This is a genomic window from Pandoraea morbifera (assembly GCF_902459575.1).
GTDB lineage: Bacteria > Pseudomonadota > Gammaproteobacteria > Burkholderiales > Burkholderiaceae > Pandoraea > Pandoraea morbifera.
The window spans coordinates 61,995-77,623 of record NZ_CABPSD010000001.1; the positions used below are offsets into that span (position 1 = coordinate 61,995).

Consider the following 15,629-nt stretch of genomic DNA (forward strand, 5'->3'; position numbering starts at 1 on the left):
ACGTGTCCCAATTGCCTATCCGTTCGCCGGCGAGTCCGGCGCCATCGTCCGTGACGTCGGGGGGTGGCGACGCCACCGTCCGTGCCACCTGGGGCTCGCGGCTCGGCTTCGTGCTCGCTGCGGCGGGTTCGGCCGTCGGCCTCGGCGCCGTATGGAAGTTTCCCTATGTCGTGGGGGCGCATGGGGGCGGGGCGTTCCTCATGGTCTATCTCGCGTGCGTGCTGACGCTCGGCGTGGCGCTGTTGCTCGCCGAGATGACCATCGGACGCCTCACGGGCAAGTCGATGACCACGGCGTTGAGAGCGCTGGGTGGGCGGCGCTGGGCGTGGGTCGGCCGGATCGCCACGTTCAATGCGTTCGCGATCCTGTCGTTCTACGTTGTCGTGGGGGGCTGGACCGTGGCTTATCTTTGGCGCGCCACCACGGGCAGGATACTGGCCAACGATACGGACCGACTCGTCGGCGAGTTTTCCGCGTTCATCGCCGACCCTGCGGCATCGCTCGGCAGCATGGGGGCGTTTCTGGGGCTGACGGCGCTCGTTGTCGCGGCGGGTGTGCAAAAGGGCATCGAACGTGCGGGCAAGTGGCTCATGCCGGCGTTTTTCCTGTTGATGCTGTTGGTGATCGCGCGTGCGCTGACATTGCCGGGAGCGATGGCTGGCGTTGCCTGGTTCCTGACGCCCGACTTTTCCGCGATTTCCGGCGGCACGCTGATCGAAGCGCTCGGGTTGGCATTTTTCTCTCTGTCGCTCGGCGCGGGCATGATCGTCGCCTACGGATCCTATCTTCCCCGCGACGCCAGACTGGCAGGCTCGGCCGTGTGGGTCGCAACGCTGGCCACGTTGGCATGCTGCCTCGCAGGCCTGATGATTCTCCCGGCCGTCTTTGCGTTTGGCGTTGCGCCCGATGCGGGGCCGGGGCTGACCTTCATCACCATGCCCGCAATCTTCGCGCAGATGCCGTTCGGCCATCTCGTGGCCATTGCGTTTTTTCTGCTGCTGCTCTTCGCCGCACTCACGTCGGCCGTCTCGCTGTTCGAGCCGGTGACTGCCTTCCTGATCGACGAATATCAGTGGCATCGCCGGTCCGCGGTCACTGCAGTCCTCGGCGCAACGTTCGTCTTCGGTGCGCCGGCGGCCTTGTCGTTCGGTGTCTGGTCGGACATCCGGATCTTCGGTCGCACCATTTTTGAATTGATGGACTACGTGACCGTCAATCTGTTGATGCCTGCAGGCGGGCTATGCGTGGCCTACTTCGTCGGGGTGTGCATCTGGCCGACCGCGCGCAGCGTCCTGGACGGCGCGCGTTCGCAGTGGTTTGCACCGCTATGGCGCTTTCTGCTGCTGGCGCTCACGCCGGTCGCGATCGTCGGCGTGTGGTACCAGGGACTATGAGCGCGACGGCACGCACGTCAGGCCACGGGGGTGCGCATGGTGACCCATTCCTCCGCGGCCGTGGGATGCACGGCGAGCGTGCGGTCGAAATCGGCTTTTGTCGCGCCCATCGACAATGCCACGCCGAGCAACTGAACCTGCTCGCCCGCGTGGTCACCCACCATGTGCGCACCGACGATCTTGTCCGTCGCACCGTCCACGAGCAGCTTCATCAGCGTTTTCTCCGAGCGGCCCGAGAGTGTGGCCTTGAGCGGACGGAACGACGCCTTGTAGACCTTGAGCTGCGGATGGAGCGCGCGCGCTTCGCTCTCGGTCAGCCCAACGACGCCGATCTCCGGCGTGCTGAACACCGCTGTCGGAATCAGCTTGTGGTCGACTCGCGTGGGGCGCTCGCCGAACACGGTATCGGCAAACGCCTGGCCTTCGCGGATCGCCATCGGCGTGAGATTGACCCGGTCGGTGACGTCGCCGACGGCGAATATCGACGGCACGTTGGTGCGCGAGAACTCGTCGACGATGACGGCCCCCTTGTCGTCGAGTGCGACGCCACTCGCGGCCAATCCCAACCCCTGTGTATAGGGCACGCGACCGGCGGCGCTCAGGAGCACATCAGTGTCATGCGTGCTGCCATCGGAGAGCGTGATTTTCAGGCCGTTCTGCGACCTGTCCGCACGCTCGACCGTCCGTTCGAGCCGCACGTCGATGCCGCGCTCGCGATAGGCGGCTTCGAGCGAGGTGCGAACTTCTTCGTCGAAGCCGCGCAGCAGGTGAGGGCCGCGGTGCACGAGCGTGACCTTCGAGCCCAGCCCGGCGAACACGCCAGCGAATTCCAGCGCGATGTAACCGCCGCCAATGATCGTGATGCGCTCCGGCAGCGATTCCAGATGAAACACCTCATTTGACGAAATCGCATGCTCCCGGCCGACGAAGTGCGGTTGATCGGCCGGTTTGCCGCCGGTGGCGATCAGGATGTGGCGCGCGGTGATGCGCTCGCCCGTGGCCGGCAGCACGACCGTGTTCGGCCCCTCGACGACGGCGCGCGCCTCGACCAGCACCGCGCCAGCACGTTCGAGATTGGTGCGATAGATGTTCTCCAGCCGTGCGATCTCGCTGTCCTTTCGGGCAATGAGGGTGTTCCAGTCGAAGCGCGGCGGCGGCACTTGCCAGCCGTAGCCCGCAGCGTCCTCGAATTCGTCGGCGAACCGGCTCGCATAGACGAGCAGCTTTTTCGGCACGCAGCCCCGAATGACGCAGGTGCCGCCGACACGAAATTCCTCGGCCACTTTCACGCGGGCACCATACTGTGCGGCAACGCGCGCGGCACGCACACCGCCCGAACCGGCACCGATCACGAACAGATCCACATCGAACTGGGGCATTGCTCACTCCTGAATGTCCACGGCACACGTGTCGGGCCTCGAAGCCACCCGAGGTGCCGCGATGTTGGTCGCTGATGACGTTGACCGATTGTGCCAGAGACGCGGGCCCCCCGTGGCAGGCGCATCGCGCTTTCGGATCTGTCCGGAGTCGCATCGGCCGTGGTCCCTACGGTGACGCATGCACTCACATGCTTTCGTCAATCGGTGTTTTCGCACGGTCGTGCATTTCTATTGACTCACATCAATGCGTCAGATGAAACGCAAGTCGACAATCGGAGGCGTCGAAAGTCGAACAGGACGTCGTCGGCGCACGGGATGCGCGGCCCACGAGGCCGTTCACGGGGTGTCGTCGGCGGGGTACACGCGGAGGCCGGATGTTTCTGAAATGAAACACTTCTCGGGAATACGCTTGGCGCTGCGCGAATGGTGAAATTGGAAGTGCATAAGAATCAACAAGTTGTTGCTCGTGGCCCGAAATTTGCGTTGTCTGTGGCAAGACAGGCGGAACGCACCGCCGGCACACGAGGATGTCATGACAAAGTCGCTCTCCCGTCTGATGGGTGCCACGTTGGCGCTGACGATAGTGTGTGGTTTCTGGATTCCGGCATCGGCACATGCCGCGAATCGGCCGGACCCGGGACTGCGTGCGGGGATTTCGGCAGGCAAGAAGCCCTCGTCGGCCAGCGTCCGGCATGGCACCCGGCCGTCGCGGGCCGCGCGCGTGACGCGTGCGGCCCGGGCGCCGGCCTTCGCCCCGCCGGGTTCACCTCCCGCCGCCATTGTCGGCGCCGCGCCGGTGCCCTGGCACGACGTATTCGAGGAAGCAGGGGCCTGGGCGTCCGAGCCGATCATCGTGAACGGCAGCACGCTTGGGCACGCAGTGGGCAGCGCCGGTGTGGCGGGCGCAACCGACGGGGCGATTACCGGGCCTCGTGCCGGGCTGACCGGCCTGTACCAGACCGTCTGGCATCGTGCGTTGTCCAATCCAATCCTCAGCACACAACTCTTCATCGGCTCGCCCGAATACTTCGGACTGCATTTCTAGGCCGTCCGGAGTCGTTGTGCCGCGCGTTGGTCCGGCGCCATACGCACGTCTGCCGGATTCCTCTCCCGAATGACCCATCGCCACGTGCCTGGCCCGTGCGGCGGTCTGGCGGGCCGCGTCGCGCTCCCGTACTTTCTCTCGCGCTTGCCTCGCCAAGATCAATGCGGTTAGGATTAACCCGCAGTTCAAGCGTGGCCTTCCCTCAAGACATGCCAGCTGCCGGCATGCCATTCCGTTCCGGAGCCCCCTATGAGCACGCCTGACGTGACTGTGCAAACCCCTCCCCAGAAGAAAGCGATTCCCATCGGATTGATTGCCGGTGTGATCGTGATGATTGCGGTGCTCCTCATTCCCATGCCCGACGACCTTCCGGTCGCGGGGCATCGCATGCTCGCGATTCTCGCGTTTGCCGTGGTGGTGTGGATTACCGAAGCCGTGTCGTACGAAGCCAGCGCCATCATCATCACTTCGCTGATGGCGTTTCTCGTGGGCACGGCGCCCACAATCCAGGATCCCGGTGTCGAATATGGGACTTCCCGCGCGATCAGCATGGCGCTCGCAGGCTTTTCGAACTCCGCGCTCGCGCTCGTGGCCGGCGCCTTGTTCATCGCGGCGGCCATGACACTCACCGGGCTCGATCGCCGCATCGCACTCGTTACGCTGTCAAGAATCGGCACGAGCACCCGTCGCGTCATGGTCGGGGCCATCGCCGTGACGATCCTCCTCTCGCTCGTGGTGCCCAGCGCGACCGCCCGTAGTGCGTGTGTGGTGCCAATCATGATGGGCGTGATTGCCGCCTTCGGCGTGGACAAGCGTTCGAACATCGCCGCCGGCATCATGATCATCGTCGCGCAGGCCACGAGTATCTGGAACGTGGGGATTCAGACCGCGGCGGCACAAAACCTGCTGACCGTCGGGTTCATGGACAAGATGCTCGGCGATCGCATCACGTGGGCCGAATGGCTGGTCGCCGGCGCGCCGTGGGCGATCATCATGTCGATCGTGCTCGTCGTACTTGTGCTCAAGCTCATGCCCCCGGAAGCCGACGCCATCGCTGGCGGCAAGGAGGCCGTGGAAGCGCAGTTGCGTGAAATGGGGCCGATGACGAGCGCCCAGAAGCGCCTGCTCGCGGTGTCGATCGGCCTGCTGTTGTTCTGGGCGACCGAAGGCAAGCTGCACCGTTTCGACACCACCTCGGTGACGTATGTCGGCCTCGTGGTGCTGATGCTGCCGCGATTCGGCGTGATGACCTGGAAAGAGGTACAAACGCGCATTCCCTGGGGCACGGTGATCGTGTTCGGCGTGGGGATCAGCCTCGGCACCGCGCTGCTGACCACGCAGGCAGGGCAGTGGCTGGGCAACCATGTGGTCGCTGCCACCGGACTGGATTCGCTCTCCACGCTGTGGGTCTTCGCGATTCTCGCCGGTTTCCTCATCCTGATTCACCTTGGCTTCGCCAGCGCCACGGCGTTGACATCCGCGATGCTGCCGATCCTGATCTCGGTGCTGCAAACGTTGCCTGGCGACTTCAACCGGCTGGGCATGACGATGCTGCTGGGTTTCACCGTGAGCTTCGGTTTCATCCTGCCGATCAATGCGCCACAGAACATGGTGTGCCTCGGGACCGATACCTTTACGGCGAAGCAGTTCGCGCGCGTGGGGATCGTGATTACACTGGTCGGCTATGTGTTGCTGCTGGCCTTCGCTGCAACTTACTGGCGCTGGCTGGGCTGGCTGTGACCGGCGCCGCGGTGCAAGGAGTCAATATGCGGATCCCTCTGAATGATGCCGTCGAGTTCGGCCAACGATTGCTGCTCGCGCAGGGTGTGCCCGAGGACATTGCGTTCGACGTCGCGCAGCACCTGGTGGAGTCCGACCGTGTGGGCTACGCGAGCCATGGACTCTCGATCCTGCCGACCTACCGGAAGGTACTCGAGGACGGTCAGGTCAATCCGACGGGACGCCCGAGCGTGATGACCGATCATGGCAATCTGCTGCTGTACGAGGGCAATCGTGGCTTCGGGCAGCACGTGGGGAAGGTCGTACTGGAACGCGCCATTGCTCGAGCGTTCGACAAGGGCGTGGCGATTCTCACGTTGCGCAACAGCCATCACCTGGGGCGCATGGGCCAGTACGGAGAGATGTGCGCGCACCAGGGGCTGGTGTTCATGGCGTTCACGAACGTCACGAACCGTCAGCCGATGGTGGCACCGTACGGTGGTTCCGAGCCTCGGCTCACCACCAATCCGCTGTGCTTTGCGGGCCCGTTGCCGAACAACCGTCCGCCCCTGGTGGTGGACATGGCGACCAGCGCGATTGCGATCAACAAGGCGAGAGTGCTGGCCGCCGAAGGCAGGCAGGCCCCGTCGGGGGCGCTCATCGACGGCCACGGAAACCCGTCGACCGATCCGAACGCGCTGTTCGCGGAGCCCTTCGGCGCACTGCTGCCGTTCGGCGGGCACAAGGGCTATGCGCTGGGGATCGTGGCGGAATTGCTCGCGGGCGTGCTCTCCGGGGGCGGCACGATCCAGCCGGAACATCCGCGTGCGGGTGTGGCGACGAACAACATGTTCGCCATCGTGCTCAACCCGCAGGTCGACTTTGCGGCGACCTGGCGTTCCCACGAGGTCGAGGCGTTCATTGACTATCTGACATCGTGCCCGCCGCAACCGGGCTTCGACCGGGTGCAGTATCCGGGCGAGTACGAAGCCGAGAATCGCAGCAGGCATCACGATCATGTCGATCTGACGCCCCCGATCTGGGAGTCGCTGATGAAAATGGCCGCCGACCTGAGCGTGGTACCGCCACGCACGTTATAACTTGCGGGGCTGCGGCGCCTGCCGTACTCCGTTGGCCGGATCCGTCGTGCGCACGATGCGCCGACGCGTTTTGCGATGCAGGCGAAATCACCGACAGACTTGCGTCATCGCAGGGAGAAGAGAAATACATGGCATTGCTCATGGTGGATGTAGTCAGTACCGAGCGCTCGATTTTTTCGGGCGAAGCACGTTTCGTGGAGGTGCCCGGCGCACAGGGTGAGCTTGGCGTGCTGCCCGGGCACACGCCGCTGCTGACCGGCGTGCGGCCGGGAACGGTGCGCATAGAAGCCGCCGACGGCAGCGAGACCTATCTCTATATCGCGGGCGGCTTCGTCGAAATCCAGCCGGATCGGGTGACCGTGCTGGCCGACACGGCCATGCGAGCCGACAGTCTCGATCACGCCCGTGCCGAACGCGCCCGCGAGGAGGCACAGGCAAGGCTCGAGCAGCAGTCCGGCGATATCGACTATGCCAAGGCGCAGGCGGAGTTGGCTGAAGCGGTCGCCCAGTTGCAGGCAATACGTCGAATGCGCAAGCAGAAGGACGTGCGCTGAGTCGTCGGCCGCGTTTCGCGACGGCCCCTTCGCCCCCTTGCGTGACCGGCGCACTCCCGCCAGCCGTCGAATGACGGCGCGGCCACGCAGCAAGACAAAGAGGCAGCCCTGACGGGCTGCTTTTTTTTCGTCCATCGAACGCGGGACACCCGAAGCACATTGGCTGACCCCGTGCGGCCTGCGCCGTTCAAGGTGCAACCCCATGAGGTAAACCCTGAAGCGATTCGACTTGCACCATTTTTTTGAAATAACTATATTTCAGTCAAATAACAGTTATTGCAGTGAGATAACTGTTTAGTGCCAAATCGTCGAAGGTGCATCGCGTCGTACCTCCCGAGGTGCGGCGGTCGCATCGTCGCCTTCTCAATGCGCGCATGAGGTCATGCGTGCGGGCCCTTGGAGTTGAAATGAGCGAGACAGGTAAGCAAACCGAGCAGGAAGTGTTGTTCACGCAGGTCGGCAAGGTGGCCGTGATCACGTTGAATCGTCCGCAGGCGCTCAATGCCTGGACCATCGCCATGCGTGAGCTGATCATCGCCGCGCTGGAGCGATTCAACGCCGACGACAACGTGGCGGCGGTGATCATGACCGGTGCCGGACGCGCGTTCTCGGCGGGTCAGGATCTGGCCGAAGCCAAGCATTTCGATGGCGACACCGCGATCGAATGGATCAAGGGCTGGGAGCATTACTACGACGTGATCCGCAGCCTGAAGAAGCCGCTGGTCATGGCGCTGAACGGCACCGCCGCGGGGTCGGCGTTCCAGGTCTCGCTGCTCGGCGACATTCGCGTGGGCCACCCGGGCGTGCGCATGGGACAACCCGAGATCAACGCGGGGATCGCCAGCACCACCGGCCCGTGGATCATGAATCACATGCTGGGTCTGTCGCGCACGATCGAGCTCACGCTCACCGGGCGGCTGATGGATGCCGAGGAGTGTCATCGCCTCGGACTCATCCATCACCTCGTACCGGAGGACAAAGTATTCGAGAAAGCCATGGAGATCGCGTCGGAGCTGGCGGAAAAGCCGCCGGTGGCGATGCGTCTGGACAAGCAGCGCTTCCGCGAAATGACCGAAGCCACGTTCCAGGACGCCATCGAAGCCGGCATGCGCATCCAGCGCGAATCGTACGAGTCGGGCGAACCGGCGCGCATGATGGCGGCCTTCTTTGCCAAGCGCGCGGCCAGGGCCGAGGCGGTCAAGGCCTGAGCGCGGGAGGCACCGTCCGACGATGTCCACCGCCTCGTCTCACGACACGTGAGGCCGGGCGGTCACCAGAACAGGACAAGCGCGCCGCGTCTGTCCACACGCTAGCGGAGTTTCCCCATGTCCCACTCGCACGACCCGCAAAATCCGTCCCGCCGCCGCCTGATGCAGGTTGCCGGTGTCACCGCGCTGGCCACCGCCTTGCCGCTGGCCGCCTCGCGCAGCGCCTTTGCGCAGGCGCGTCAGTTGATCGTCTCCGACCCGGGGGGGCCGTACACCACGGCCTACCGCCGTGCGTTCTACGACCCGTTCGAGAAGGCCACCGGCATCAAGGTGGTGAGCGTGGCGCGTGATTCGCAGCCGGTGGCGCAGTTTGCGGCCATGGTGCAGACGAAGAACTTCGTGTGGGATGTGACGACGCTCACGCTTTCTGCCGACATTCCATATCTCGAGTCGAAGGGCTTTCTGGAGCCGGTTGGCATGAAGGCCGCCGACTTCCCCGGCATCATGCCCGAGGCCGTCACCCCCGACTGGCTCGGTGTCGACGTGTATTCGACCGTGCTGGCCTATCGTACCGACAAGTTCCCCAAGGAAGCGCCCCAGACCTGGGCCGACTTCTGGGACGTGAAGCGCTTCCCAGGCCGCCGCTCGCTGCGTCGCAGTCCGCTCGACACGCTCGAACAGGCGCTCATGGCCGACGGGGTGCCCATCGACAAGCTGTACCCCCTCGATCTCGACCGCGCGTTCAAGTCGCTCGACAGGATCAAGCCGCACATCAATCTCTGGTGGACGTCCGGCGCGCAGGCCATGCAGGCCATCCAGAGCGGCGACGTGGACATGATGTCGACGTGGAATGGTCGTGCACAGGCGGCCATCGACAACAAGGCCCCGGTGAAGATCGTGTGGAACCAGGGCCTGTATTCCATCGAGGGATGGGGCATTCCGAAGGGCACTCCGCGTGCCGAATTCGCCAAGCAGTTCGTGCGCTTTTGCGGCGACCCGGCGCGTCAGGCGCTCATCACGCAGGACCTCGCGTACGGTCCGACCAACCTCAAGGCGTTCGACGGCATTCCGAAAGATCGCGCGCCGCTGTTGCCCACCGCGCCGGCCAACCTCAAGGGCATGCGTTTGCCGAGCCCGCAGTGGTGGGCCGAGAACCGCACGAAGGCCACCGAGCGCTTCAACGCGTGGTTGTTGTCGTAAATCGTCGGAGCCACAGAGCAGGATGCGTCGAGACATGAGTACCAAACTGGAAACCATCGGGCTTGCCAAGACCTATCGCGAGACCCCCGCGCTCCTGCCGACCGACCTGCGGGTCGCGGCGGGAGAGTTCCTTACGTTGCTCGGGCCGTCCGGCTCGGGCAAGACCACACTGTTGCAGATGATCTCGGGGCTGGTCGAACCTAGCGCCGGCCAACTGCTGATCGACGGGCGCGACGCCACGCACGACGCGCCCGGCAAACGTGGCATCGGGATGGTCTTCCAGAGCTACGCGCTGTTTCCCCACATGACTGTGTGGGACAACGTGGCCTATGGGCTTCGCATGCGCAAGCTGCCGCGCGCCGAACTCGCAACGGCTGTCGATGCGTCGCTCGCGATGGTGAAGATGCAGGCCTTCGCGCAGCGGTTGCCCTCGGAGCTTTCGGGCGGCCAGCAGCAGCGCATCGCGCTGGCGCGCTGCTTCGCCTTCCGCCCGTCGATCATCCTGCTCGACGAACCACTCGGCGCGCTCGACAAGAAGCTGCGCGAGCACATGCAACTGGAAATCCGGCGGTTGCATCAGGAGTTGGGGGCGACGTTCATTTATGTCACGCACGATCAGGACGAAGCGCTCACGCTGTCCGACCGCATTTGCCTCATGAATCAGGCGCGCATCGAACAGATCGGCACGCCGGCACAGTTGTACGACCGGCCGGCGACACGTTTTGCCGCGGACTTTCTCGGTCATTCCAATCTGCTCGACGGCGTGGTCGAGCGACTGGACGACGGTCGGGTGGCGCTGCGTGTGGGCACCCGGCTGGTGCCCGTCGGTCCGAGTCCAGATCTGCCGGCTGCGGGCAACGCCAGTTTGCTGGTGCGTCCCGAGGCCGCGAGACTGACCTCGCCCGAGGCGGGCGCGCTGGCCGGCACGATTCGCGAAGTCGTATTCCTCGGCTCGGATACGCGCGCCATCGTGTCGCTGGGGCACGCGGGCATGCAGGCCGACGGGGTCGCGGAATTCACCGTGCGTTGTCCGCGGGAGCTCACGCCGCGCGTCGGCGAGCGGGTCGGGCTGGCGTGGGATCACGGGCGCGCGACGTTGCTCACGCGCTGAGTCGGTCCGCCGGCATCACGGCGTGCATCACGCCCCTTCACGGCGCATCGATGTCATCGACGCCCAGTCATCCGCTTCAGGAGTATTTGTCATGTGGCTTGTTCAACGCCTGCCTCAGGCGGGGCCCCGTATTGCCTGGCCGCAGCACCTGGCCCGGTGGTTGCCGGCGGTGCCCGCGTTGCTGTTTCTTGCCGTGTTCTTCATCGTGCCGGTCGTCGAGATCCTGCAAGGCGGGCTCTACGATGCCGACGGCGTGCTCTCGGTCGCGCAGTTTGCGCGCATGACGCACTCGGTCGTCTACGTCAAAGTGCTGGCCTCGACATTCTGGATTGCTTTTCTGACGGCTGCACTTTCGGTGCTGCTCGGCTATCCGGTGGCCTACCTGCTCGCGCGGCTCCCGGCGCGTTCGCGCGAGCGCTGGTTGCTGTGGATCGTGCTGCCGTTCTGGACGAGTTATCTCGTCAAGACCTACGCCTGGATGTTGCTGTTGTCCAAGACCGGATTGCTCACCGTCGTGGCAACCCATCTGGGGCTGATCGACAGCGCGGGAACGCTCGCACCGTCCCTCACCGGCGTGCTGATCGGCATGGTGCACGCGATGCTACCGCTCGCGGTCATGACGATGCTGCCCATCATGCGCGGTATCAACATGCAGCTCGTGCAGGCCGCGCAGACGCTCGGCGCCGATCGTGCGACCGGGTTTTTCACCGTGTTCCTGCCGCTGTCGGGTGCCGGAGCGGCAGCGGCCGGGTTGCTCGTGTTCATCTCCAGTCTGGGCTTCTTCATCGTGCCCGCGCTGCTCGGCTCGCCTCGCGAATCCATGGTGGCGCAGCTCGTCATCTCCTCGGTGCTGGAGCTGTTCGACCTGCGCTTCGCCGGTGCGCTCTCGACCGTGCTGCTGCTGTGCTCCATCGTCGTGTTCTACGTGTACGACCGCGTGGTCGGGCTGTCGTCGCTCGCCGGCGAAGCGCCCGAGCGACGCGCCGGGGCAGGGGGGCGCATGCTGCCCGCACTCATTGCGATCGGGCGTCTCGCCGGCCGGTTCTCGTTCTCGCGTGGTCGTGAACGCGCCGATGGCGGCTTCGGGCTCAAGGCGTACACGTGGGCCGTGGTGCTCGCGCTCGTCTTGCCGATCGCGTTCGTCGTGCCGCTGGCGTTCACGAAGCAGTCGTTCGTGGCATTTCCGCCCGAGTTGTTCACGATGAAGTGGTTCGTCGCATTCCTCGAGTCGAGCGTGTGGCAGGCGGCGTTGCTGCGCTCGCTCGGCGTGGGTTTCGCGACCGCGGCCCTGGCGCTGGTGCTCGGCTTCGGCGCCAGCCTTGCGCTGGTGCGTCTGCCGTCGCGATGGCGCAAGCCGCTGTTCGCCGTGTTCATTGCCCCGCTGATCGTGCCGCGCATCGTGGTGGCCGTCGGTCTGCTGTATCTGTTCGCCCGCTGGGAGCTGGCGGGCACCAATGCAGGGCTTGTCATCGGGCACACCGTGCTGGCCATTCCCTACGTGGTGGTCACGCTCAGCGCGAGCTTCAAGCGCTTCGACTGGCGTCTGGACGATGCCGCCAAGATGCTCGGCGCGTCAGCCTTCACCCGGGTTCGCACCGTGCTCCTCCCATTGCTTGCCGCGAGCCTCGGGTCGGCGTTCCTGTTCGCCTTCATCGTGTCATTCGACGATCTGACCATCGCCATCTTCGTTTCCGGCGGCATCAACACCACGCTGCCCAAGCAGATGTGGGACGACATCCAGCTCGCGGTCACGCCGACGCTGGCGGCCGTAGCGACATCGCTGGTCTTCCTGATGGTGTTCATCGTATGGCTGTCCTCCATCTTCAAACGCAAGAGCTATTGATATCCGCGGATTACCGAATGTCCAAGTCCAACGTTGCCCGAGTCGCGCCCGCCGGCGCGCAGTCGATGTCCGATTCGCGTCAGGGGGCCGATTGCGCCCCAGGTCAGGCGTCAAACCCAGCGTCTCACGCCGCTTCTCAACCTGCTGCTCAAGCCGCTACTCAACCCGATTCCAAAGGCGCTTCACACCCTTTCACGCGCTACTTTCCGCAGCGGGCCGAGGGCGATCGGCTCGACGTCGCACCGCTGCTCATGTCGGGCCTGCGCGGCGTCGGCGCCAGGCCGGTCGTCGTGTTCGAGGGTGAGGCCATCGACCAGGCGCAGATGGCCGCGCGCGTGGGCGCCATGCAGGCGTGGCTGGCGGCGCAGGGCCTCGTGCCCGGCGATCGCGTGGCCGTCATGCTTGGCAATAGTGCGGCGCAGGTCGCATTGATCTACGCGCTCATGCTCTCCGGTCTGGTGTGGGTGCCCGTCAATACGCGCCTGAAGGGCGACGGGATCGAATACCTGCTCGGCCACGCCAGGCCCCGGATGCTGATTGCCGAACCGGCGTTCGGCGACGTTCTCAACGCCGGAATTGCGCTGGCGGCCCAGCAGGCCGACCATCACGGCACGCGGGTGGTGCGTCACTGGCTGACCGACGTGACGACGCAAGCAGGCGAATACCACGGTGCGCAGCCGGTCGCGGCGGCGCTCACGCCGGCATCGGTGCTTTGCATCATTTACACCTCCGGCACGACGGGGGCGCCCAAGGGCGTGTTGTTCACGCACAGGATGATGCGCATCGCGAGCGAAGCCGCGTTGCGCGTGGCCGATGCCCACGATGGCGATCGCCTGTTCCTGTGGGAGCCGCTATGCCATATCGGTGGGGCGCAGATGCTCTTGCTACCGTTCCTCGCGGACCTCGAGATGCACATCGTGGAGCGCTTCTCGGCGAGCCGGTTCTGGCAGCAATGCGAGCAGGCGCAGGCCACGCATCTGCACTATCTTGGCGGCATTCTCGACATCCTGATGCAATTGCCGCGCGAGTCGCAGCCGGTACGGAATTCGCTGCGCGTGGCGTGGGGGGCGGGCGTGTCGGCAAGCTCGTGGCACGCGACGCGCGAGCGCCTGCAGTGCGCCCTGCGCGAGTGCTACGGCATGACCGAGTGCTCGAGCTTTGCCACGCTGAACGACACCGACATGCCGGGCTCCATCGGGCGGGCATTGCCGTGGCTCACCGTCGAGCTGCTCGATGATGCGGGACAACCCGTCGCCGACGGCGAGCCGGGTGAAATCGTATTGTCGAGCGATGTGGAAGGGGTATTCCTGCCGGGTTATCTCGACAATCCGGAGGCAACGGCGAAGGCCTTGCGGGGCGGCAAGCTGTACACGGGCGACAGCGCTCGGCGCAATGCCGACGGCAATCTGGTCTTCATCGGCCGTCGCACGGACAGCATGCGGGTGCGGGGGGAGAATGTCTCGGCGTGGGAGATCGAGCGCGTTTTCGCGCGGCATCCGGCGGTGGCGGCGTGCGCTGCCGTTGGGGTCGACAGCGAGATCGGCGAGCAGGACGTCATGCTGTACGTCCAGTTCCGTGCGGGCGAGGCCGTCGATTGGCACGAGTTATCGGCGTGGGCGGCGGACAAACTCGCGAGTTACCAGCGGCCGCGCTACTATCGCGAGGCGTTGCGGTTCGAGACCACGCCGTCGGAGCGGATTCGAAAGCACCTGCTGTCGCGCGAGACGGCAGGCGCTTGGGAGTTGTCGTCGACCAAGTAGAATCGCCAAGCGGGTGCAAGCCGGGGGGGAGGGGGCGCGACAGCCGAGGCGTCGGTAACGATGACAGCAAGGATTTCAGGATTATCGTATAAAAATAGATGGTTATTTTTATGAGATAATTCGTCTCTATTTGCCTCAATCGCCTCAATCCGATATCAACCGTGGCCACCACTAAGACCCCCCGCACCCGCGTCAAAGCGGCCGCTGCCGCCGAGACGGCGGCTGCCGCGTCCACCGAATCCACGCTTTACGTCCAGTCGGTGGAAAAGGCGATGAAGGTGCTCACGGCGTTCGACGGCTCGAAGCGGCACCTCTCGCTGTCCGAGATTGCGGCGGCTACGGGCTTCGACATCAGCGCGGCGCAGCGTTTCACGTTCACGCTCTCGGCGCTGGGTTATCTGCTCAAGGATCCGCAGAGCAAAAAGTACGAACTCTCGCCGAAGTTGCTCGACTTCACGTACCACTACCTCGTGTCCAATGAGTTGGTGAGCCGTGCGGCACCTTATCTCCAGCAACTGGCGGCCGAGACGGAAGAGGCGACGAACCTCACGGTGCGCCTCGATACCGACATCGTATTCGTGCTGCGCATCGTGAGTCGCAGTGTGTTCAATGCCAACGTCATCGTCGGATCGCGCCTGCCGGCCTACTGCACGGCGCCCGGGCTGGCGATGCTTGCCACACTGGACGATGCCGAGATCGACGACATTCTGTCGCGCACGAACCTCGTGCAGTTCACGCCGGCGACTGTCGCGCAACCGCGCAAGATCAAGGAGCGTTTGGCCAGAATTCGCAAGCAGGGGTACGCGCACACGGAAGACGAGTTCTTCATGGGCGATATCTCGACGGCGGCCGCTGTCGTGAATCAGGATGGCCGCGCGATCGGGGCGATCAACATTGCCGTGCCGCGCGTGCGCTGGAACGCCGAGCGTGACGAGCGCCGCTTTGCCGATCTCGTCATCCAGACGGCGGGTGCGTTGTCCGCGCGGCGCCGCCAGGAGATGTAAGGCGTCGGCGGCCCCGGGCGTCATTCATACGGCCGCCCGATCATTTGGTCGACCGGTTGCCCTCTCAAATCGACGTGCTAGAATCCCGCCGCATGGGCATGGAGCAGGACAGATTCCGGGAATTCGGACGACGCGCGTTAAGTCACCTCTGAACTGGGGGTACTGGAAGGACGCGCGCTGAGGCACCAGGTGCCGGATTCCGAGAGAAACCGATGGCCGGACCGGGGCGGCCAAACGGTGCGCCGCACATGGTGCGCGAGTCGCTGCCGGCCATTCCATCCCGCACAAGCAGCCGCTGATTTTTCAGACTGG

General features: G+C 64.8%; 12 protein-coding genes. 11 read left to right on the plus strand and 1 reads right to left on the minus strand.

Annotated features, from left to right (window positions below):
* The first annotated feature begins 2 nt into the window (after nucleotides 1-2).
* Nucleotides 3-1,394 carry a sodium-dependent transporter gene (locus PMO31116_RS00255; RefSeq protein WP_246185079.1) on the plus strand — a complete coding sequence of 464 codons (1,392 nt, stop codon included), beginning with the start codon at nucleotides 3-5 and terminating at the stop codon, nucleotides 1,392-1,394.
* Between the two features lie 17 nt (nucleotides 1,395-1,411).
* Here PMO31116_RS00255 and gor read toward each other — a convergent pair whose 3' ends face one another.
* Nucleotides 1,412-2,773 carry a glutathione-disulfide reductase gene (gene gor / locus PMO31116_RS00260; protein WP_150564943.1) on the minus strand — a complete coding sequence of 454 codons (1,362 nt, stop codon included), beginning with the start codon at nucleotides 2,771-2,773 and terminating at the stop codon, nucleotides 1,412-1,414.
* A gap of 532 nt (nucleotides 2,774-3,305) precedes the next feature.
* Between gor and PMO31116_RS00265 the strand changes: the two genes are divergently transcribed.
* From PMO31116_RS00265 to PMO31116_RS00310, 10 genes are all read left to right on the plus strand, one after another.
* Entirely contained in the window at nucleotides 3,306-3,818 is a 513-nt protein-coding gene (locus PMO31116_RS00265) for a hypothetical protein (protein ID WP_150564944.1), read from the plus strand.
* Between the two features lie 249 nt (nucleotides 3,819-4,067).
* Nucleotides 4,068-5,558, plus strand: coding sequence for a DASS family sodium-coupled anion symporter (locus PMO31116_RS00270; RefSeq protein ID WP_023596140.1), 1,491 nt, complete (start codon nucleotides 4,068-4,070; stop codon nucleotides 5,556-5,558).
* Nucleotides 5,559-5,584: 26 nt separating this feature from the next.
* The gene (locus PMO31116_RS00275) at nucleotides 5,585-6,637 is read left to right on the plus strand and encodes an Ldh family oxidoreductase (RefSeq protein WP_150564945.1); all 1,053 of its coding nucleotides are present in this window, start codon (nucleotides 5,585-5,587) and stop codon (nucleotides 6,635-6,637) included.
* A gap of 128 nt (nucleotides 6,638-6,765) precedes the next feature.
* Nucleotides 6,766-7,191, plus strand: coding sequence for a F0F1 ATP synthase subunit epsilon (locus PMO31116_RS00280; RefSeq protein ID WP_150564946.1), 426 nt, complete (start codon nucleotides 6,766-6,768; stop codon nucleotides 7,189-7,191).
* Between the two features lie 407 nt (nucleotides 7,192-7,598).
* Complete coding sequence (locus tag PMO31116_RS00285; protein ID WP_150564947.1) at nucleotides 7,599-8,399, plus strand: enoyl-CoA hydratase/isomerase family protein; 801 nt, start codon at nucleotides 7,599-7,601, stop codon at nucleotides 8,397-8,399.
* Between the two features lie 117 nt (nucleotides 8,400-8,516).
* Complete coding sequence (locus tag PMO31116_RS00290) at nucleotides 8,517-9,599, plus strand: ABC transporter substrate-binding protein (RefSeq protein ID WP_150564948.1); 1,083 nt, start codon at nucleotides 8,517-8,519, stop codon at nucleotides 9,597-9,599.
* 34 nt (nucleotides 9,600-9,633) lie between these two features.
* Nucleotides 9,634-10,710 carry an ABC transporter ATP-binding protein gene (locus PMO31116_RS00295; RefSeq protein WP_150564949.1) on the plus strand — a complete coding sequence of 359 codons (1,077 nt, stop codon included), beginning with the start codon at nucleotides 9,634-9,636 and terminating at the stop codon, nucleotides 10,708-10,710.
* Nucleotides 10,711-10,801: 91 nt separating this feature from the next.
* Nucleotides 10,802-12,553, plus strand: a complete 1,752-nt coding sequence (locus tag PMO31116_RS00300; RefSeq protein ID WP_150564950.1) for an ABC transporter permease subunit — start codon at nucleotides 10,802-10,804, stop codon at nucleotides 12,551-12,553.
* A gap of 17 nt (nucleotides 12,554-12,570) precedes the next feature.
* Nucleotides 12,571-14,313 (plus strand): AMP-binding protein, encoded by a 1,743-nt coding sequence (locus PMO31116_RS00305; protein WP_425494748.1) that lies wholly within the window; start codon nucleotides 12,571-12,573, stop codon nucleotides 14,311-14,313.
* 161 nt (nucleotides 14,314-14,474) lie between these two features.
* On the plus strand, nucleotides 14,475-15,317 hold the full coding sequence (locus PMO31116_RS00310) for an IclR family transcriptional regulator (protein WP_246185080.1): 843 nt from the start codon (nucleotides 14,475-14,477) through the stop codon (nucleotides 15,315-15,317).
* Nucleotides 15,318-15,629: the final 312 nt, after the last annotated feature.

What these genes read in the sequence shown, in the direction of transcription:
- gor (WP_150564943.1), bottom strand. Translation starts at nt 2,773, where the DNA reads ATGCCCCAGTTCGATGTGGATCTGTTCGTGATCGGTGCCGGTTCGGGC.
- PMO31116_RS00265 (WP_150564944.1), top strand. Translation starts at nt 3,306, where the DNA reads ATGACAAAGTCGCTCTCCCGTCTGATGGGTGCCACGTTGGCGCTGACG.
- PMO31116_RS00270 (WP_023596140.1), top strand. Translation starts at nt 4,068, where the DNA reads ATGAGCACGCCTGACGTGACTGTGCAAACCCCTCCCCAGAAGAAAGCG.
- PMO31116_RS00275 (WP_150564945.1), top strand. Translation starts at nt 5,585, where the DNA reads ATGCGGATCCCTCTGAATGATGCCGTCGAGTTCGGCCAACGATTGCTG.
- PMO31116_RS00280 (WP_150564946.1), top strand. Translation starts at nt 6,766, where the DNA reads ATGGCATTGCTCATGGTGGATGTAGTCAGTACCGAGCGCTCGATTTTT.
- PMO31116_RS00285 (WP_150564947.1), top strand. Translation starts at nt 7,599, where the DNA reads ATGAGCGAGACAGGTAAGCAAACCGAGCAGGAAGTGTTGTTCACGCAG.
- PMO31116_RS00290 (WP_150564948.1), top strand. Translation starts at nt 8,517, where the DNA reads ATGTCCCACTCGCACGACCCGCAAAATCCGTCCCGCCGCCGCCTGATG.
- PMO31116_RS00295 (WP_150564949.1), top strand. Translation starts at nt 9,634, where the DNA reads ATGAGTACCAAACTGGAAACCATCGGGCTTGCCAAGACCTATCGCGAG.
- PMO31116_RS00300 (WP_150564950.1), top strand. Translation starts at nt 10,802, where the DNA reads ATGTGGCTTGTTCAACGCCTGCCTCAGGCGGGGCCCCGTATTGCCTGG.
- PMO31116_RS00305 (WP_425494748.1), top strand. Translation starts at nt 12,571, where the DNA reads ATGTCCAAGTCCAACGTTGCCCGAGTCGCGCCCGCCGGCGCGCAGTCG.